General features: G+C 66.3%; 17 protein-coding genes and 1 riboswitch. Of the genes, 8 read left to right on the forward strand and 9 right to left on the reverse strand.

Features of this window, described 5'->3' with window-relative positions:
• Positions 1 to 2: 2 nt before the first annotated feature.
• On the reverse strand, positions 3 to 575 hold the full coding sequence (locus AC1RUR_RS06270) for a histidine phosphatase family protein (protein WP_492842221.1): 573 nt from the start codon (positions 573 to 575) through the stop codon (positions 3 to 5).
• Positions 576 to 647: 72 nt separating this feature from the next.
• A riboswitch (cobalamin riboswitch) is annotated at positions 648 to 849 on the forward strand.
• Positions 850 to 962: 113 nt separating this feature from the next.
• On the opposite strand from AC1RUR_RS06270, the gene AC1RUR_RS06275 reads away from it, so the two are divergent.
• Together AC1RUR_RS06275 and AC1RUR_RS06280 are read left to right on the forward strand one after the other, a co-directional pair.
• Complete coding sequence (locus tag AC1RUR_RS06275; RefSeq protein ID WP_492842222.1) at positions 963 to 3,311, forward strand: TonB-dependent receptor; 2,349 nt, start codon at positions 963 to 965, stop codon at positions 3,309 to 3,311.
• Positions 3,312 to 3,323: 12 nt separating this feature from the next.
• Complete coding sequence (locus tag AC1RUR_RS06280; RefSeq protein WP_492842223.1) at positions 3,324 to 4,754, forward strand: PepSY domain-containing protein; 1,431 nt, start codon at positions 3,324 to 3,326, stop codon at positions 4,752 to 4,754.
• Between the two features lie 134 nt (positions 4,755 to 4,888).
• Here the strand turns inward: AC1RUR_RS06280 and AC1RUR_RS06285 are convergent, their stop codons facing one another.
• Both AC1RUR_RS06285 and AC1RUR_RS06290 read right to left on the reverse strand, forming a co-directional pair.
• Entirely contained in the window at positions 4,889 to 6,256 is a 1,368-nt protein-coding gene (locus AC1RUR_RS06285) for an amidase (protein WP_492842224.1), read from the reverse strand.
• Positions 6,237 to 7,433, reverse strand: coding sequence for an MFS transporter (locus AC1RUR_RS06290; protein ID WP_492842225.1), 1,197 nt, complete (start codon positions 7,431 to 7,433; stop codon positions 6,237 to 6,239). The genes AC1RUR_RS06285 and AC1RUR_RS06290 overlap by 20 nt, the downstream gene beginning before the upstream one ends.
• A gap of 29 nt (positions 7,434 to 7,462) precedes the next feature.
• Here AC1RUR_RS06290 and AC1RUR_RS06295 point away from each other — a divergent pair, with 29 nt between their 5' ends.
• The gene (locus AC1RUR_RS06295) at positions 7,463 to 7,798 is read left to right on the forward strand and encodes a hydroxyisourate hydrolase (protein ID WP_492842226.1); all 336 of its coding nucleotides are present in this window, start codon (positions 7,463 to 7,465) and stop codon (positions 7,796 to 7,798) included.
• A 264-nt stretch (positions 7,799 to 8,062) separates the two neighbouring features.
• Here AC1RUR_RS06295 and AC1RUR_RS06300 read toward each other — a convergent pair whose 3' ends face one another.
• The 4 genes from AC1RUR_RS06300 to AC1RUR_RS06315 all read right to left on the reverse strand — a co-directional run bounded on the left by AC1RUR_RS06300 (position 8,063) and on the right by AC1RUR_RS06315 (position 12,144).
• The gene (locus AC1RUR_RS06300; protein ID WP_492842227.1) at positions 8,063 to 8,878 is read right to left on the reverse strand and encodes an ABC transporter permease; all 816 of its coding nucleotides are present in this window, start codon (positions 8,876 to 8,878) and stop codon (positions 8,063 to 8,065) included.
• Positions 8,878 to 9,741: an ABC transporter permease gene (locus AC1RUR_RS06305; protein WP_492842228.1), complete on the reverse strand. Its 864-nt coding sequence runs from the start codon at positions 9,739 to 9,741 to the stop codon at positions 8,878 to 8,880. Before AC1RUR_RS06305 ends, AC1RUR_RS06300 begins: the two co-directional genes overlap by 1 nt.
• A gap of 237 nt (positions 9,742 to 9,978) precedes the next feature.
• Positions 9,979 to 11,025 carry an ABC transporter substrate-binding protein gene (locus AC1RUR_RS06310; protein ID WP_007608710.1) on the reverse strand — a complete coding sequence of 349 codons (1,047 nt, stop codon included), beginning with the start codon at positions 11,023 to 11,025 and terminating at the stop codon, positions 9,979 to 9,981.
• 24 nt (positions 11,026 to 11,049) lie between these two features.
• Positions 11,050 to 12,144 (reverse strand): ABC transporter ATP-binding protein, encoded by a 1,095-nt coding sequence (locus AC1RUR_RS06315; RefSeq protein ID WP_492842229.1) that lies wholly within the window; start codon positions 12,142 to 12,144, stop codon positions 11,050 to 11,052.
• A gap of 325 nt (positions 12,145 to 12,469) precedes the next feature.
• On the opposite strand from AC1RUR_RS06315, the gene AC1RUR_RS06320 reads away from it, so the two are divergent.
• Positions 12,470 to 13,849, forward strand: coding sequence for an amidase (locus AC1RUR_RS06320; RefSeq protein ID WP_492842230.1), 1,380 nt, complete (start codon positions 12,470 to 12,472; stop codon positions 13,847 to 13,849).
• Here AC1RUR_RS06320 and AC1RUR_RS06325 read toward each other — a convergent pair whose 3' ends face one another.
• Both AC1RUR_RS06325 and AC1RUR_RS06330 read right to left on the reverse strand, forming a co-directional pair.
• Complete coding sequence (locus AC1RUR_RS06325) at positions 13,850 to 14,599, reverse strand: aspartate/glutamate racemase family protein (RefSeq protein ID WP_492842401.1); 750 nt, start codon at positions 14,597 to 14,599, stop codon at positions 13,850 to 13,852.
• Positions 14,600 to 14,601: 2 nt separating this feature from the next.
• Positions 14,602 to 15,309 carry a GntR family transcriptional regulator gene (locus AC1RUR_RS06330; RefSeq protein WP_492842231.1) on the reverse strand — a complete coding sequence of 236 codons (708 nt, stop codon included), beginning with the start codon at positions 15,307 to 15,309 and terminating at the stop codon, positions 14,602 to 14,604.
• A 197-nt stretch (positions 15,310 to 15,506) separates the two neighbouring features.
• On the opposite strand from AC1RUR_RS06330, the gene AC1RUR_RS06335 reads away from it, so the two are divergent.
• From AC1RUR_RS06335 to AC1RUR_RS06350, 4 genes are read left to right on the forward strand one after another with little or no spacing between them, the layout of a single operon-like run.
• Entirely contained in the window at positions 15,507 to 16,511 is a 1,005-nt protein-coding gene (locus AC1RUR_RS06335; protein WP_492842232.1) for an ABC transporter substrate-binding protein, read from the forward strand.
• Complete coding sequence (locus tag AC1RUR_RS06340; RefSeq protein WP_492842233.1) at positions 16,495 to 17,346, forward strand: ABC transporter permease; 852 nt, start codon at positions 16,495 to 16,497, stop codon at positions 17,344 to 17,346. Before AC1RUR_RS06335 ends, AC1RUR_RS06340 begins: the two co-directional genes overlap by 17 nt.
• Complete coding sequence (locus tag AC1RUR_RS06345; RefSeq protein WP_492842234.1) at positions 17,346 to 18,122, forward strand: ABC transporter ATP-binding protein; 777 nt, start codon at positions 17,346 to 17,348, stop codon at positions 18,120 to 18,122. The genes AC1RUR_RS06340 and AC1RUR_RS06345 overlap by 1 nt, the downstream gene beginning before the upstream one ends.
• Positions 18,123 to 18,131: 9 nt before the next feature.
• Positions 18,132 to 18,863, forward strand: coding sequence for a maleate cis-trans isomerase family protein (locus AC1RUR_RS06350; RefSeq protein WP_492842235.1), 732 nt, complete (start codon positions 18,132 to 18,134; stop codon positions 18,861 to 18,863).
• The last annotated feature ends 6 nt before the right edge of the window (positions 18,864 to 18,869 follow it).

Consider the following 18,869-nt stretch of genomic DNA (forward strand, 5'->3'; position numbering starts at 1 on the left):
GCTCACGCCACGCGCTGATTGACCGACACGATGCGCCAGCCGGTCGCCAGCCGGTCGATCCTGGTGAGTGACAGCGGATCGATCACGAAGCGCAGGGCCGCTTGCGGCGCGAGGTCCAGTGCGATGCACAGCGCAGCGCGGATCGTGCCGGAATGCACGACCAGCGTTGCCGGCCCAGCTTCGATCTTCGAGAGTCCCAGCCGGACGCGCGCGACCTGATCCTCAAAACTTTCGCCGCCCGGTGGTCGTGTATGAGCCGGCTCGCTCCAGAATTGCGCGTAGGCGTCGCCACCCGTTGCGGCAAGCTCGTCATGCCTGCGGCCGGTCCAGCCACCGAAATCCTGCTCACCGAACTCGGTGACCAACACCGGATCGAGCTCGAGCGCGCGGGCCGTCTCGACCGTGCGACGCGACGGGCTGGCATAGCTCGCGCAATCCCGCGGCAAATGCCGCAGCAGCGCTTCCAGTTGTGCGCGGTCGGTCAGATCCGCGGGCGCGTCGGCGGCGTGAATCGTCCCTTTGACGCCGTCGACGGGCGCATGCCGTATCAGCCAGAGGAAGGTCTCGCCTTCCATGCTCATCTCCAAGGAAGTTGGTCGCTGTGGCAATAACGCCGCAGCTTGCACATTGACTCTGTCTTGATCGTAATCCTAGATGCTTGCGACGGTTTCCCCCGAGAGGGGATGAAAAGGGAATGCGGTGCGGGGATGTTTCCCCAATGCCGCGGCTGCCCCCGCAACTGTAAGCGGATAATCCTTCGTCAGATGCCACTGGGTCCTCGGTCCCGGGAAGGCGACGAGGTGGTGACGACCCGCGAGCCAGGAGACCTGCCGTCAGCCGTGGTCACACGCGAAGATGTCGGTCGGGGAGTACAGACATTCGGCTTCATCGGACGGCTGACAAGCCCAAGGTGAGACCTCGTTCGCTGTGACGTGCCACTGACGTCATACCGAGGTCCCGCCGTGTCTTCTATCCGTATTGTACGATCGCGCCGTTTCCTGCTCGCTTCCGCAGCACTGACATCCTTTGCGGTTCTTGATCTGCCCGCCGCGTTCGCGCAGCAGGCCCGCGAACCGTTACCGCCGGTCGAGGTATCACCGCCTCAATCCCGCAAGCCGGCCAGGCCGGCGGCCAGGGACACGCAGAGCGCGCGCCGCGCAGTAGCGCGCAGGCCGGTGACCGCATCGGCAGCGCCCAAGCCCGCCGCAGCGGCGCCAACGCCGCTCAACAGCAACGCGGTCGCCGAAAGTGCTTCGCGTCTCGGCCTGACCGTGCGCGAGACGCCCGCGACCGTCGAGGTGATCTCGGCCGAGACCATGCGCGAGCAGGGCTATCGCACCGTGTCCGACGTCGCGCAGGGAGCCGTTGGCGTCACCTCCGGCGACAATCCGGCCGAGCCATCGGCCTTCTCGATGCGCGGCTTCACCAACAGCCAGATCAACACGCTCTACAACGGCATCAAGATCGGCCCGCAGAACATGACCTCGCGGATCATGGACACGGCCAATCTGGAGGCCGTGGAATTCCTGAAAGGTCCGGCGTCACTGATGTCAGGTGAGGGCGCCGCCGGCGGCGCGATCAACTTCGTGACGAAGCAGCCGCACACCGGCCCGATCCGCAACGAGGCAGACTTCTCGTATGACTCTCGGAACTCCTTCCGCGCCCATTACGGCTCCGGCGGCAGCACCAACGTCCAGGGGCTGGACTACCGCTTCGACATCAGCCGCTCCTCGCTCAACGGCTTTGCCGATGACACCAACACCAAGACGCTCGACGTCTCCGGCCAGCTCAACTACCGCATCTCCGACAGCCTCAAGGTCTGGGGTGCGATCGAGTATCGGGAAGACCGCGCGAAAGCCTATTGGGGCGCGCCGCTGGTGCCGATTGCCTTCAGCGGCTCGCATGCGACGAGCGGCATCGTTTCCGGGAATTACGTCTCGAACTACAACGGAACCAATCTCGGCGCGATCACCATCGACGACCGCACGTTCAACACCAACTACAACGTTCTCGACAATCGCAATGTCGCGCAAGAAGTCTGGCTGCGCGGCGGCTTCGAGTTGAAGCTCGCGCCCGATCTGACGCTGAAGAGCCAGGTCTATGGCTATGGTGCGGAGCGGACCTGGTTCAACAACGAGGTCGAGGCGTTCAATTCCACCACGAACATGGTGGACCGCGAGCGCTTCTATGTGGCGCACAGCCAGCGCCTTGTCGGCAACATCACCGACCTGACCTGGGACGCGAATATCGCGGGCTTTGACAACCGCCTGGTCACGACGCTGTCCTCGAGCTATCTCGATTTTGTCCGGCCGGGCGCCGCAAATTTCCCCGGTGACTCCGTTTCGCTGGTCAATCCCGACCGCGGCTATTACGGCCTGCTGACGACCCAGCAGCAGACCGCGCGCATCGACAACGAGGCGCTGTCGTTCGAGGACCGGTTGAAGCTGACGCGCACCTTCGCGCTGATCGGCGGCTTGCGCGTCGAGCATATCGGGCTCGACCGCAACTCGACCGACAAGAACGGATTGGAGAAGGCGGGCTTTCCGTACACCAAGGACTGGGCGCCGGTGACGGGCCGCATCGGCTACACCTGGGAGGCCGTACCGGGCCTGACCTTCTTCAGCCAGTACGCGACCGGCGCCGACGTCTCGGCCAATAACATCTTCCTGCTCCTGCCGACCCAGCCGCTCGACCTGACGACCGCGCGCACCTATGAGACCGGCGTCAAGCACGTGTTCTGGGACAACCGGGCGGAGTGGTCATTCTCGGCCTACGACATCCTGCGCAAGAACGTCTACGCGGCAGCCGGCGGGCAGGCGCTCAACATTGCCGGACGGCAGGAGTCGAAGGGCGTCGAGCTCGCCACTTCGGTGCGGCCGATCGAGCCGCTACGCGTCTGGGGCAACATCGCCTATGTCGATGCGCGCTACGCCGACTACAATTTCGCCGGTGGCTCGTTCTCCGGCAACACGCCGCCGAACGTGCCGCGCATCGTGGCCAATGCCGGTGCGTCGTATCGGTTCTTCACGCCGTGGCCCGTGGAAGTCGGCGTCACCGGCCGCCATGTCGGTGATCGCTACAACACCGACGCCAACACGGTGACGCTGAAGGCCTACACGGTGGCCGACGTCTACGCCTTCGTCGATATCCCCAAGACGGTGTTCAACGCAGTCGACCAGGCTCGCCTGACCTTCCGTGTGCGCAACATCGCCGACAAGCGCTATGCGATCTGGGGCGATCCGTTCTATCCCGACCAGATCCTGCTCGGCGCGCCCCGCACCTATGAGCTCTCGGCGGCGTTCAAATGGTAGGGCACTGAGCGCATGATGGGCGCGATCGTCCTCTCGCATCGCTGGCTGGGGATCGCGTTCTGCCTGCTGTTCGCGATGTGGTTCGCGACCGGGATGGTGATGCATTTCGTTCCGTTTCCGTCGCTGACGGAAGCGGAACGTTTTGCCGGCCTTGTTCCGGTCGAGCGCGCCCAGATGACCATGGCGGTTGCCGATGCCGTGGCTGCGAGCGGGATCGCGGACGCCACGCGCGTACGCCTGATCGAGCGGAGCGACGGACCGGTCTACGTCGTGTCGGGGCCCTCGCGTTCGCGCGCGGTCGGCGCGACCGACGGGCAGGACGCGTCGGTGTCGTCGGCGGAGGTCGCGCTCGCCATCGCGCAGGCGCATGCGCGCCGGCGCGGGCTCGATGCGGCACGCGCGGCTGTCGTTGCACATGCGGATTACGACCAATGGAGCGTGCCGAACGGCTTTGATCGCCACCGGCCGTTGTTCCGTATCGCACTTGGCGATGCCGCGGGAACGGAGGCTTACGTCTCGGCGCTGACCGGCGAGGTCGTGCTGGATACGACGCGGCGCGAGCGCGGCTGGAACCTCGTCGGCAGCGTGCTGCACTGGATCTACCCGACGGTTCTGCGGAGCAACTGGGCGCTGTGGGACGGTGTGGTCTGGACGCTATCGCTGCTGGCCTTGATCGCGGCGGTGCTGGGTGCGGTGCTTGGGATCGTGCGGGTCAAGATGCGGGGAGGCCAGATCTCCTCACCCTATCGTGGCTGGCACGCCCTGCATCATATCATCGGTCTCATCGCGACAACGTTCGTGCTGACCTGGATCTTCAGCGGCTGGCTCTCGATGGACCATGGCCGGCTGTTCTCGCGCGGGCAGTTGACCGCCGCTGAGGCCGGCGTGACGAACGCCTTGCCGGACTGGACGACAGCCGCCGCGCTCGATCGGAAGCCGATATCGTCCTCGGCTCGCGAAGTCGAATGGTTTGCCTTCAACGGCGCGGTCTATCGGCGCGAGCGGATTGGTCTCGACAAGCAGGTCCTGGTTCGGCCGGATGGCCGAGAAGCAGGCGCGCTCAGCGCGCAAGAGGTCGAGAGCTTGGTGAGGCGCCTTGCGACGGGTTGCGACGCGCCGTCCATCCTCGCGGGTAACGACGACTATCCCGCGCAATCCATCGTCGCGGGTGCGCCCGTCTACCGTTCCCGATGCGGCGACCTCTGGTTCGATATCGACAGTGCCGATGGCAGCGTGGTGCAGAGGCTCGATGCCTCGCGGCGGGCCTATCGCTGGGTCTACGGCGCACTCCACACGCTCGACTTTCCAATGCTCATGGCGCATCCGCGGCTGCGCGATGTCCTGATCGTGGGCCTCTGTGCGTTCGGGCTGGTGTTTTCCATCACCGGCATCGTCATCGGCTGGCGGCGGCTGCGTCTGTCTTTCGCCGGCCAGGACGCCTGATCAAACACAAAGTTCGAAAACAACCCCATGCACAGTAGCCGGGGATAGTGGAATCAAGGGCTTACGCGGGGCTTTGCCGCGAGTTGACCCGTCGGGCAAAACAGGGGTATATTGCGACTATTCCGAAGTCGTCGCTAGGCCTGCAACTGCGCCTCGATCCGCCGCGCGGCGCGCAGCAGCGTGCGGTCCTGGCCGCGCCGGGCGATCAGCTGAAGGCCGAAGGGAAGTCCGCTTGCGTCCACCCCGCACGGAATCGAGATCGCCGGCAACCGGGCGTGATTGACGAACGGCGTGAACACGGCATGCCCGCGCGGGCTGGCGGGACGGCCGCCGATCATGTCGGGTCCGAGCTGGGTGAATGGCCAGGCAACGCAGGGCACTGTCGGCGCCAGCAGCAGGTCGACTCCGGTGAAGAAGGCGGCGAACGCGTTGGCGATCGCGCTGCTCGCGATCAAAGCACCGGCGACGTCGGTGCCCGACCAGGACAGCCCGCGCTCGATCTGCCTGGCGATGTCAGGGTCGAAAACGGCCGGATCCTTGCGAAAGCTCTCGCCATGGAGAGCGGCAAGGCCGGCGTGCTGAAGCGGCATGATGGCATCTTCCGTCGCGCCGGGCGGCCAGACGGGATCGCGTTGCGAAATAGGCAAGCCTGCGGCGGCGAGCCGCGCGATGGCGGAAACCAGTCCATTGGCGACGACATCATCGACCGCAACGTCGAGGCCGAGCCGCGGCGAGAAGGCGATGCGCAAGTCCGCGATGTCCTGGGCCTCTTGCGCAATGCTGGCCGAATCCGGATCGCGTGGATCGATGCCGGCCATCGTCTCGAATGCCAGCGCGATATCGGCAACATCGGTCGCGATCGGCGCGATGACGGAGAGGCCGAAGAACGGCTCGGCAAAGCCGGGCCCATAGGGGATTGCGCCGTAGGACGGCTTGAAGCCGGCGACGCCGACATGGGCCGGCGGCCTGCGGCTGGAGCCGCCCGCATCGGTGCCGATCGCGAGCGGCACGAGGCCGGCTGCAACTGCGGCGGCGGGGCCGCCGGATGAGCCGCCCGGGGTCAGCGCGGGATCGAGCGGATGCCGCGTGGGCCCATACAGCTGAGAGGTGGTGACGCCCTTGCTGGCGAATTCGGATGTTGCACCAATGCCGACGACGACCGCGCCGGCGTTGCGCAGGCGCTCGATCGCGATCGCATCGCGCGGTGCGACGAAATCACTGAACAATCGCGAGCCTTGCGTGATGCGCCAGCCGCCAACCCAGACGTTGTCCTTGACGATGACGGGGACGCCGGCGAGCGGAAGTATCTCACCGGAGCGCAGGCGATCGTCGACCGCGGCGGCATCGGCGAGCGTGCGTGCGGGATCGACCGTAACCACTGCGTTCAAAGACCTGGCGACGGCTATGCGGTCGAGGGCGGCCTTCGCCGTCTCGACGGCGCTCGTTCGCCCGGCCGTGACGTCGGCCGCGATCTCGCGTGCGCTATTTTTTCGCTTTGTCATGGCCTCCCCACACCAGCGCTATTGTGCCTGCGAGCGCGAGGCAGGCCAGGGTAAAGAACGCCGCGCCGAGGCTGGCTGCGCCATCGAGGATCGACACCAGCGCCGGCGCGGCCAGCAGGCCCATATAGGACGCCGTCAGCACCGCGCCCGTGGTCTCGCCGATCCGGTCCTGCGGGGCGAGGCGGGCGATCTCGGCGACGAAGACGCCGTTCCAACCCGAGGCCGTCAAGCCGAACAATGCGGCAACGACGAATTGCCCGGTGCGACCGAGCGATGCGCCATCGAGGCCGAGCAGCGCGGCGCAGAAGGCCATGCCGAGGCCGATGACGACGAGCACGGCGCGGGAGGCGTCGAGGCGCATGGCGAGATAGCCCCAGCCGAGACGGCCGACCAGGCCGCCGGCTTGTGCGCAGGCCAGCGCCAGGCCGGCCTCGATGTGGCTGAGCCCCAGTTCGCGGGTGCCGAGCGTGACGAAGACGGTGTTGAGCGACACCTGCATCGCACTGAACGGCATCGAGGCGAGCGCCAGCATCGCGATCCGCCGGTCGGCGGTTACCAGCGCCAGCCGCGCACGCAGATCGAGTTTCGGCGACGGCACGATCTTGATGGCATAGGCCGGCCGCAGCCGTTCGAACAGTACGATCGCGAGCAGCGCGCAGGCACCGACCGCCGCATAGCACCAGGCCGGCCCGAGCCAGATTGCGATGGCGGGCAGGGCCAGCGAGCCGCAGACCGCGCCGATCTGATTGCCGGTCTGGCGCACCGAGAACACGAAGGCGCGCCGCTCGGCGGTCACGAGCCGCGCCAGCAGCGCCGCACTCGCCGGCGTCTCCGGCCCCATGGCAAGACCAAGGCAGAGGCCCGCTGCCAGCAGCGCGGCGCTCGATCCGAGCGAGGCCAGTGCCATGCTGGCGACGATGGCGGCTGCGCACAGGGTTGCGATCCGCAGCGAGCCGAGCCGGGCGATGAAGCCGCCGCCCCAGAACGAGGCGGGGATGCCGACCGCGAATATCGCACAGGAGAACATCGAGAGCTGCCAAACCTCGATATGGGCACGCGGCGCCACCACGCCGGGCGCGAACATAGCCAGGGCGACGATGGCCTGAAGCGAGGTCATCGCCGCCAGGGCCGGCAGCAGCGCGGGCGCTGGCCGAATGGCCGTGTTTCCGTCTAACATGGCGGCGCGCTTAGGGGAGGGACAGCAAGGTGGCAGGCGGCATTTCCATTCACGCGGTCGATGTGGCAAGCGGACGACCCGCGCAGGGGCTGCGCGTCGAGATCTGGCGGATCGATCCGGATTCTTCGCGTATCGCAGACGGACGACTTGGTGCCAATGGCGTGCTCGATCATCCCATTGCCCAGGGCGCTGGCGTGACGGCAGGCGAGTACGAGGTCCTGTTTCATCTCGGCGAGTTCTTTGGCGAGCGCGACGGTTTTCTCACGGTGACGCCGTTCCGCTTTCGCATCAAGGATGTCAACGAGCATTTTCATCTGCCGCTGAAATTCACGCGCTGGGGCTTTTCGCTGTTCCGCGGCGCCTAGGACAACGTGACGGGAAGCTTGCGTGGGGCCATCCTTCGAGACGCCCGCCTCCGGCGGGCCCTCAGGATGAGGACGGAGCAAGCGCCGGTGATTCGGCAGGCAAGACTGCCGCTCAGCCTCATCCTGAGGAGACCGCGCAGCGGTCGTCTCGAAGGACGAGGCGCTTGCTCAGGCCTTACCCACTCGTATGCGATAGCCCTGCCCCGCAAAGGGAGACGGAACGCAGCTTCATTGCGGAGCCAGGCGAGGCTCATCCCATCAACCTCAGTTGGTCAGCCGCCGCGACAGGCCCGTGACGCGCTCCATCACCGCGACCAGTGCGACGGTCGCAATGATCAGCACGCCCGATAGCGCTGCGATGGTGACGTCGAGCTTGCCCTCGAGGTCCTGCCACATCCGGATCGGCAGCATGTCGGTGGCGGCATCGCGCAGGAACAGCGAGACCGGCACGTTGTCGAAGGACGACATGAAGGCGATGAAGGCGCCGGCGATGATGCCCGGCCGGATCAGCGGCAGCACGATGCGGCGAAACGTATAGAGGCGGCTGGCGCCGAGCACGGCCGAGCTTTCGAGCAGGGTCGGCTCGAGCTGGGCGAGCGCCGCAACCGTGTTGCGCACGACATAGGGCACGCAGACCACGGTGTGGCCGATCACCAGCGTCAGCGGCGACACCGGCAGGCCGACCAGCGAGAACAGCATCAGCGCAGCCAAACCAAAGGCCAGCGCCGGCAGGACCAGCGGCGACATGAAGAGGGAATCGAGCAGCCGAGCCGACAGCGTCGGCGAGCGCGAGATCGCAAGGGCCGCCGCGACGCCGAGCACGACGGACAGGCCCGTCGCCCACAGCGCGACGATAAGGCTGTTCTTGGCCGCGAAGTGCAGCTGCCAGGCGTCCCACAGCTCGGCGTACCAGCGCAGCGAATAGCCCGGCGGAGGGAAGCGCAGCGAGAAGCCGCTGGTGAAGGAGACGATCAGAACCACCAGCGAGGGCGCGATGATGATGACCAGCGCGATGACCGCGATCACGGTCATCACGAGCTCGAAGCTGATGGCCTCCAGGGTGCGCTTGCGCCCGCTCATCACGCGCCTCCATAGCCGCGCGACAGGCGGCCGAGCGTGGTGAAGACGGAGACGACCGCGAGCACGGCGAGCAGGAAGATGATCGAGATCGCCGAGGCGAACGGCCAGTTTTGCAGTGTGGAGGCCTGCTGATAGAGATACATCGGCATGAACAACATCTGCCCGCCGCCGATCAGCGACTGCGTGATGAAGGCGGTGATGGCGGCGGCATAGGTCAGCGTGCAGCCGGCGATCACGCCGGGGAGCGACAGCGGCAGCACGACCCTGAAGAAGGTGCGCCAGCTTCCGGCGCCGAGCGAGCAGGAGGCATCGTCGAGATTGGGATCGATACGGCCGAGCGCCGTGATCAGCGGCAATGTCATCAGCGGCATTTGCACCTGCGCCAGCGCAATCACGACGCCGAACTGGGTGTAGAGCAGCTTCAAGGGCGTATTGATGATGCCCAGGGATTGCAGCGTCGCGTTGATGATACCCTGGCGGCCCAGGATGACGATCCAGGCGAAGGTGCGCACCACGACGCTGGTCAGGAGCGGCAGCAGCACGATCAGGATGATGATGGTCTGGAGCTTTGGTCCGACCCGCTGATAGAGCCAGGCGATGGGAAAGCCGAGCACGAGGCAGACGGCCGTCACCTCGGCCCCCAGCAGCAGGGTGGAGCCGAGCACGCTGAGGCTGAAGGGGTCGGTGAGGAAGTGCAGGTACTGGCCGAGCCCCCAATGGAGCGCGGCCGTGTCGTTGTGCAGCGAGAGCCAGAGCAGTTGCAGCAGCGGCGCCACGAAGAAGACCAGGAAGAACAGCGCCAGCGGCGCTGCCAATCCCATCCCGTACGACGTGACGTCCCGTGATGCTGGTGCTGTGCCCATGGCTTGAGCCTTCGAGGTCCTAGAGAATGATGGGATTAGGCTTGATGGCTGCCGCGAGGGAGATGTGCTCCCTCTCCCGCTTGCGGGGGAGGGCTGGGGTGGGGGTATTTCCGCTGGGCGACAGCCCCAGTGTGGAGAGAGCCCCCACCCGGCGCTTCGCGCCGACCTCCCCCGCAAGCGGGAGAGGTTGGGCGAGCCCGTGGCTGCTCTTCCGATTCATCCGAATGCCTTTCCGCTCTAGATCTTGATCTCGCGGTTGAAGCGCTCGATCCAGGCCGAGCGCTGCTCGTTGATCTTCTTCCAGTCCTGGAACACGAACTTCTGCTTCAGCTCGGCGGTGTCCTTGGCGAGCACGCGCGCGATCTCGCCGCCCATCGCTACCTTGGAATTGGTCGGCACGATCAGATAGGGCGGGTTCATCAGCGTGGTCTGCACCTCCGGAGTCAACGACGCTTCGATCAGCTTGAAGGCGAGTTCGCGGTTCGGCGAGTTCTTGACGATGTGGATCGTGGTCTTGAAGGCGATGGCGCCTTCCTTCGGCGCCACGAACTCGACCGGTACGCCGCGGGCTTTCAGGATCTGGATGGCGTTGAAATTGCCGGGCGAGATGTCGATCTGGCCCTGCTGGAACAGGGTGGCGAGCGCGCCGGGATTGGCGGCGACCGCCGCGAGATTGGGCTTGAGCTCCTCGATCGCCTTGAAGCCGGGATCGACATTGGCCTCCGAGCCGCCGCGCATCTTGGCGATCTCGACCAGCCAGCCGGTGCCGAGCGTCGAGTTAAGGTTGGTGATGCCGACGCGGCCCTTGAACTCGGGCTTCCACAGATCGGCCCAGGAGGTCGGCGGCGTCTTGACGGCTTCGGGATTGTAGGTGAGGCCGACGACCTGGAAGAACGGGGCAGGGCCCATCGGCTCCTGCGCTTCGGCGATCAGGTCCTTGTAGTAGGCGCTCTTCTCGACCGGATAGGGCTCGACCAGGTCCTGGCCGATCGCGACGAGGGCGGGGCCGGGATCGTGCAGCATGACGTCGATCGGCGGATTGGCTTTGGCGGCGTTCACCTTCGCGATCTGGTCGACCGAGAGCATGGGGTCGAGCACCATCGCGGCGTCCGCGTTGGCCTTGCGGAACGCCGGCACCAGCACGGCCTTGTGCGCTTCCTCCCAGCTTCCGGTGAAGGTCGCAAATACCAGCGGGCGGGCCTGGGCGTAGCTCAGGCCTGGAAACGCCTTCATGGCGCCGAGTGTGAGTGCGGTCGTCATCAGGCTTCGGCGATTCATGATCATATTCGAACTCCCTCTGGACTGGATCTATAGCGTTGCAGGAAAGGCGTTGGCGAGCGACGGGGCGAGCGGAGCGAGCCGCACCGCAGCGCCGCTCTCCAGCGCGCGGGTCTCGCCGATACGCGCCTGGGAGATCTTGACGCCGGAGCCGTCGGCGGTCGTGACCTCGTGGACGACGGTGGCCCCCAGCGGCAGCGACATGCCGACCACGCCGGCAAAGCCGGTCTCGTCGCCGACGAATTGCAGATGCTCGGGCCGGATGCAGACGGTGACGCGGCCGCCCTCGCTGAGCGCGCCGCCCGCGGGCCGCGCAATGATCTCCGCGCCGGCATCGAGGCGGACTTTCGCGGCGGTGCGATCCGCCGAGACGACGACGCCGGGCATGCGGTTGCTGGAGCCGACGAAGGTGTTGACGAACAGCGTCTGCGGACGATCGTAGACGTCGGACGGCGATCCGAACTGCTCGAGCTTGCCATGGCTGAGCACCGCGACGCGGTCGGCCATCGACAGTGCTTCTTCCTGGTCGTGCGTCACGATCAGCGTGGTGATGCCGGAGACGCGTTGCAGCCGCTTGACCTCGATCTGCATGTCGAGCCGCAGATTCTTGTCCAGCGCGGCAAACGGCTCGTCGAGCAGCAGGATCGACGGCTTGATCGCCAGCGCGCGCGCCAGCGCCACGCGCTGCTGCTGGCCGCCGGAGAGCTGCCGCGGCAGCCGCTCGCTCATGGTCGGCAGTTGAACCAGCTCCAGCAGCCGCTGCGCCTCGCGCTGCCGCGTCGCCTTGTCGATGCCGCGGGCGGCGAGGCCGTAGCCGACGTTCTCGCTGATCGACAGGTGCGGGAACAGCGCATAGTTCTGGAACACGATGCCGACCGCGCGGCGGTTCGGCGGCAGCGCATCGACGATGTCGTCGCCGATGATGATCCGCCCCTGCGTCTGCGCGATGAAGCCGGCGATGATCCGCAGCAGGGTGGTCTTGCCGCAGCCGGAGGGGCCAAGCAGCGCGATGATCTCGCCGCCCTTGATGTCGAGATTGATGTTCTCGACCGCGAGTGCGCCGCTCGGATAGCGGTGGGTGACCGCGTCGACGACGAGCGATCGGCCGCCTTGCGCTTCAGCCATGGTGTTGCCTCCTCGTTTGCCGCAGGCCTATCTCAGTTGATTGCTGGCAACGACCGCGCAACCGACGATCGAGCAAGCGCCTCGTCCTTCGAGACGACCGCTTCGCGGTCTCCTCAGGATGAGGCTCAGCTACCTCGGCGCCCGTTGAAACTGCAGCAACGTACTCTGCCCTCATCCTGAGGGCCCGCCAAAGGCGGGCGTCTCGAAGGATGCGCCACGGAGAAACCGACTCAAATGCGATAGCTCTCTCCCTTTGCCGGGACACAAAGCAAGTCTCGTGCCCGCCGCGCTCGCCTTTCGATGCGAGGTTTGGCATTGTGGGGCGATGACATCGATTTGCGATCTCTCCGCCACAACCCTTGCGCGCGCTATTGCCCGCGGCGAGCTGTCCTCGCGTGAGGCCGTCGAGGCGCATCTGATGCGGATTGCGCACAGTGACGTGCAATTGGCGGCGTTCGTGACGGTCGATGCGGAGGGCGCCCGCCGCGCAGCTGACATCTGCGATGCCGCGTCTGCGCCGATCGGCGTGCTGCATGGCGTGCCCGTCGGGATCAAGGACCTCACCGACACTGCAGGACTTACGACCACCCACGGATCGGCTCTGTTCCGCGATCACGTTCCGGTCGCGGACGATCTCGTGGTCGCGCGGCTGCGGCGCGCCGGGGCGGTCATTCTGGGAAAGACCAACACGCCAGAATTCGGTTTCGGTGCGGTCTGCAGCAACCGGTTGTGCGGGCCGACGCGCAATCCCTTCGATCCCGCGCTGACCTCGGGCGGATCGTCCGGCGGCTCCGCCGTCGCGGTTGCGGCGGGCATGGTACCGCTGGCGCACGGCACCGATTTCGGCGGCTCGGTGCGCACGCCTGCAAGCTTCTGCGACGTCGCCTCGATCCGGCCGACGCCCGGCCGCATCCCGTCGCCGCGCCGTCCGCTCGGCTGGGACATGCTGGCCACGCACGGCTTCCTCGCTCGCGGCGTAGACGATCTCGAACTCGTGCTGTCGGTCTGTGGGGGAGGCGATGTGCAGGACCCGCTCTCGACCGGCGTCATCAATGACGATCGGCCGGTCGTGGGACGTCCCCGGATCGCCGTGACGCCCGATTTCGGTGTTGCGCCGGTTGCCCGCGAGGTGCGTGCGCGTTTTGCCACTGCCTGCGAGGCGCTCGCGCGCGTTGCCGACGTCGCGCCATCCTCGCCCGATTGTAGTGGTGCGATCGAAACCTTCCGTACGCTGCGCGCCGCGCACATCGCGAACGGCTATGGTGACCTCTTGAGGACACGCCGCGCCGAGCTCACGAACACCGTGATCTGGAACATCGAGGCGGGCGCAAAGCTCACTGCGGAAGATTATCTCAATGCCGAGCGCCGCCGCACCGCGATCTACCGCAGCTTCCGCGAACTGTTCACGCGCGCCGATTTCCTGGTTGCGCCGGCGGCGTCGGTCTTCCCCTGGCCGAACGAGATCAGCGATGTCACCGCGATCGACGGCACGGCGCTGGAAACGCCGATCGACTATCTCGCCGTCACCTTCATCGTGTCGCTGGTCGGGTTTCCGGTCCTGACCCTGCCGGCACGGCGAGGCGCGAACGAGCTGCCGTTCGGCATCCAGATCGTCGCGCCGCCGGGCTGCGAATCCCGCCTGTTCGCCTTCGGCCGTACCATCGAGAATGAATTGGGTTTTTCGCATCGCCGGCCGCCTCTCTGATCAGCTGTCGCGATGCTCGAGCCGGGCGGCGAGCGCGCCGGCAAGACCAAGGGTGGGCTTGGCGGCGGGCCGGCGGAACGTGCCCGCGGTCGCCTTGCGCAGACGCAGTGCCACCAGCGCCTCGGCCTGCTTCACCGCGGCGACAACCTGGTCGACGACGGGGACGGGGATCCGGTCGGCGACGCGTTCGGCCAGGCCCGAAAGCGGCGCGCCCGCAAAAATCAGCACGTCGGCGTCATCCTCGATGATCGCACGCTGGGCGAGCTCGACCAGCACATCCTCCTTCTCGGTGCCGACCTCGGAGATGGCCTGAAACGGCGTATCGAGCATGCGGATGCCGGCGCAGCGCTCCCGCAGCCCGTGGTCGCGAACGCATTCTTCATACCAGGGCCCAAGCGCCTGGGCGAAGGTGACGATGGCAAAGCGGCGCCCGGCCATGCAGGCCGTCAGCATCGCGGCTTCCGCCATGCCGACCACGGGAATGTCGAAGGTTTCGCGCGCGGCGAACAGGCCGGGATCGCCGAAGGCGGCAATGATTGCGGCGTCGACGTTCCGGTGCTGCTCGGCCAGCATCTCCAGCGCAATGGCGCCGCCGATCTGTGCCTCGGTGCGGGTCGAGATATAGGGCACCCCGCTGGTCGCGGTGCAGGGGATGATCTCGGTGCCTGATGAGGCCGCGCGCTGCCCGACATCCGTCATCAACTGGGTGACTGCGGTGCTGGTGTTGGGGTTGAGCAGCAGCAGCTTCATGGTCACGCCGCCGTCAGCTTGGGTTTGGGGGCGAGGGTTTCGAGCAGCGCCGTGCCGGTCTGGCGGACATGGGCGCCGAGCAGGCGTCCGGCGGCTTCACTGTCACGCGCCTCGAGGGCGGCGAGGATGCCGGCGTGCTCGTCGACGGAATTGCTCCAGCGCCGGTCGGCACCGAGCGCGAGGTAGCGCGCGCGTTCGGCGCGGGAGATCAGCGTCTCGTGCGCCTCCCGCAGCGGCGTGTTGCGGGCCATGCGGACAATGGTGTTGTGGATCTCGCCATTGATGGCGAAGTAATCGTCGAGCTTACCGTTGCGGTGGTGACCTTCCATGCGGGTCTGAAGCGTGCGCAAGCGGGCAAGATCGCGCTCGGTGGCACGCTCCGCGGCAAGCTCTGCGGCCAGCCGCTCGATGCCGGCGAGCGCCTCGAACAATTCCGAGATGCCGTCGACCGCGAGGCCCGCGATGCGCGGGCTGCGGTTCGGGCGGAGCTCGATCAATCCTTCCGCGGCGAGCACCTTCATCGCCTCGCGCAAGGGCGTGCGCGACACGCCGAGCTCCTTGGACAGCCTGGTCTCCTGGGTCTGCGAACCCGGCGGCAGCTCGCCGCGAATGATCATCGTCCGCATCCGCGCAGCCGCGCGCTCATGCAGGCCCATCCGCTTGAGTTTGGGCGACTTTCGTCCCTTCGGCGCTTCCGATTTTGGCTGCACGCGTGCCTCGCTTCTCACGTTGATCTTAGCCGTTTTCGGCCCTTTGACCTGCCCAAAATACCGACGCATCTAGCTGAAAACAATGGCATAGAGCGCAAATTGTATGCAGCATGCAAAATCCCGTTGCGCTGCCGCAAAGGCCGACTGATGATCCCTCGCAACGCGCGGGATCTGGCGCCTTCGAAACGGAGTGAGCGATGCGGACGAGTTTGCGGTTGGGCCTCGTGGTGATGGCGGCAATGCTTGGCGGAAGCGATCTGGCCTCTGCGGAAGGCCCGAAGATCAAGCTCGGTTACGCCAAATGCGCGCACTGCCTGCCGATGTCGCTGATCTCAGGCATGGCCAAAGGCGTCGAGGTCGAGGCCACCGGCTTCAACTCGGGCAACGACGTGCTCACCGCGCTGATATCGAAGAGCATCGACGTCGCGCAGGTCACCTACCTCCACTACGTCACCGCGCTCGACAAAGGCTTTGACGTCGTCGCCGTATCAGGCCAGATCAACGGCGGCTCGGAATGTCTCTCCTCCGCGAAGCTGAACCTGCCGCCCGACGACTGGACTGCGTTCAAGGCGATCGTTGCCAAGGGCAAGAGCGACGGCCAGCCGCTGAAGGTCGCGGCCTCCCGCGGCAACGCGCAGGACATTCATATGCGCGGCGCGTTCCTCAAGCAGGGCGTCGATCCCAACAAGGACATCCAGTTCATCAACATTCCCAATCCGTCGGACCATCTCGCGGCGCTTCAGCGCGGCGAGGTCGACATGATCTGCTCGGTCGAGCCGTTCGCCTCGCAGATCCGGCTCGCGGGTGCCGGCAAGCATTTTGTGCTGCCGTATGACCAGGCCGCAGGGAATCTCACCAATTTGATCGTCACCCGCTCCGACGTGATCGCGAGCCAGCGTGCCGGCGTCCAGGGCGTCGTCAGCGCCGTGGTCGAGCTCGACAACAAGCTGATCGCCGACAAGGCGCCGTGGATCGAGGTCATCAACAAGCTCACCGGTCTGGACAAGACTGTGGCGACCGAGGCGCTGAAGAACGCCGCACCGGATCCTGCGATCCACCGATCGCAGACGCTCGCCATCGCCGCGATGATGCGCGACCTCAAATACATCTCGAAGGACGTCTCCGCGGAGGCCGAGAAGAACATGGACTATTCGTTCCTGGAAAAGGCCACGGGAAAACCCAAGAATGACCTCGGTTACTGACACGGCTCCAGCCAAGCCGGCATTCCGGTTGACGCGGGCGCTCCAGGGGCTCGAGCGCGTCGTCGTTCCCGCGCTGCTGATCGCGGGCTGGGAGGCCTTTGCCCGCAGCGGCATGCTGCCGCCGGCGCTGTTGCCGGCGCCGAGCGCGGTGCTGCATGCGCTCGGCGACTGGGTGTTCGGCTTCGACGAGACCACGCAGACCTATTCCGGACACTGGCTGCGCGATGCGCTGGCCAGTGCCTTGCGCGTGTTTGGCGGCTTTGCGCTGGCGAGCCTGCTCGGCATCCTCGCCGGCGTTGCGATCGGCTGGTCGCGCCTGTTCGAGAAGACGCTGGAGCCGACGCTGCAGATGCTGCGGCCGATCCCGCCGGTGTCCTGGATTCCGCTGGCGATCATCTGGTTCGGCATCGCCGACAAGCCGGCGATCTTTCTGGTCTTTCTCGGCGCCTTCTTCCCCGTGCTGATGAACAGCATTCACGGCGTCAAGACCGTGGACCATAATCTCGTGCGTGCCGGTGCGATGATGGGCGCAAGCCAGCGGCAGATGCTGACCGACATCGTGCTGCCGGCGGCGTTGCCCTCGATCTTTGCGGGCCTGCGCATCGCGGTCGGATCGGCCTGGATGCTGACGGTCACGGCCGAGATGGTCGCGGTGAAGAGCGGCCTCGGCTACGTCTTGTGGGATTCCTATTACTTCCTGCGCTACGACATCGTGCTGGCTGCGATGATATCGATCGGGCTGCTCGGCTATCTCTCCGATCTCGGCCTCAAGGCGATCATGGCGCGCACGCTGCGCTGGCAGCAGACCACCACCGTGCAGGGCAGGGCAGGCTGATGGCGGCCATCGAGCTTCGCAACATCGTCAAGGTGTTTTCCGACAAGCGGCGCGGCCGCGACCTGCTGACGCTGGACAACATCAGTCTCGACATCGAGGCCAACGACTTCGTCTGCCTGCTCGGCCCGTCCGGCTGCGGCAAGTCGACACTCCTGAACATCATCGCCGGCTTCGAGCAGGCGACCTCCGGGCGCACGCTGGTGGGCGGCAAGCAGGTGGAGCGGCCCGGCTCGGACCGCGGCGTCGTGTTCCAGCAGCCGACGCTGATGCCGTGGCTGACCGCGATCGACAACATCGCCTTCCACCTCAAGCTCAAGGGCGTCGCCAAGGCCGAGCGCTACGATCGCGCCATGGAGTTCATCGATCTCGTGGGCTTGCGCGGTTTCGAGCACCATCATCCCTCCGAAATGTCCGGCGGCATGAATCAGCGCGTCGGCATCGCCCGGGCGCTGCTGATGAACCCGAGCGTCATCCTGATGGACGAGCCGTTCGCGGCGCTGGACGCCCAGACCAAGCTCGAAATGCAGGAGGAGCTGGTGGCGATCTGGCAGAAGCGCCGCTGCACCATCGTGTTCGTCACCCACAGCGTCGACGAGGCGCTGGTGCTCGGCAACAAGATCGTGGTGATGACCAAGCGGCCGGGCCGGATCCGCGAGGCCGTCAATTTCGATCTGCCGCGGCCGCGCGATATCACCGGTCCCGAATTCAACGACGCCAAGCGCCGCATCCTGTCCCTGATCCGGGAGGAGTCGACGCGGCTTGCGCAGGCGTCGTAAGGTAGAGCCATGCGCAAGCGTCTCGGCATGATCACGCCGTCCTCCAATTCGGTGCTGGAGCCCGTCACCAGCGCCATGCTGGCCGGCGTGGCCGATGTCACCGCGCATTTCTCGCGCTTCCGCGTCACCGAGATCGCGCTCGACGCCGCCGCGCTGAATCAGTTCGACGCCTCGGTGATGCTGCCGGCGGCGGACCTGTTGGCCGACGCAAAAGTCGATGCCATCGCCTGGAACGGCACGTCCGCAAGCTGGCTCGGCATCGGCCGTGACCGGAGCCTGTGCGAGGCGATTACGGCGCGCGCGAGCGTGCCGGCGACGACGTCGACGCTGGCCTGTATCGATGCCGCCCGCGCGCTCGGCGCCAAGCGTGTCGGCCTGGTCTCGCCCTATACGGATGACGTGCAGCGGCGGATCGCAGAGATGTGGGCCGAGGAGGGGATCGCCCCGCATGCCGAGCGGCATCTCGGCCTCCGCGACAACTTTTCCTTTGGCGAGGTCACGCCTGCAACCATTGCGGACATGATCCGCGCGGTGGCGGTGGAGGGCGCTGATGCGATCGTCATCCTCTGCACCAATCTCGACGGGGCCGCGCTGGCCGCCGCGCTAGAACGGGAACTGGACATCGCCGTGCTCGACTCGGTCGCGGTCACGCTGTGGCGGACGCTGGAGCTCGCCGGCGGGGACATCAGGGCTCTTGCGCAGTGGGGCCGGATATTCCAGACATCAGCGGTCATCAAGTGACGGAGA

It is taken from the genome of Bradyrhizobium sp. GW821-FHT12B03, from assembly GCF_058807535.1.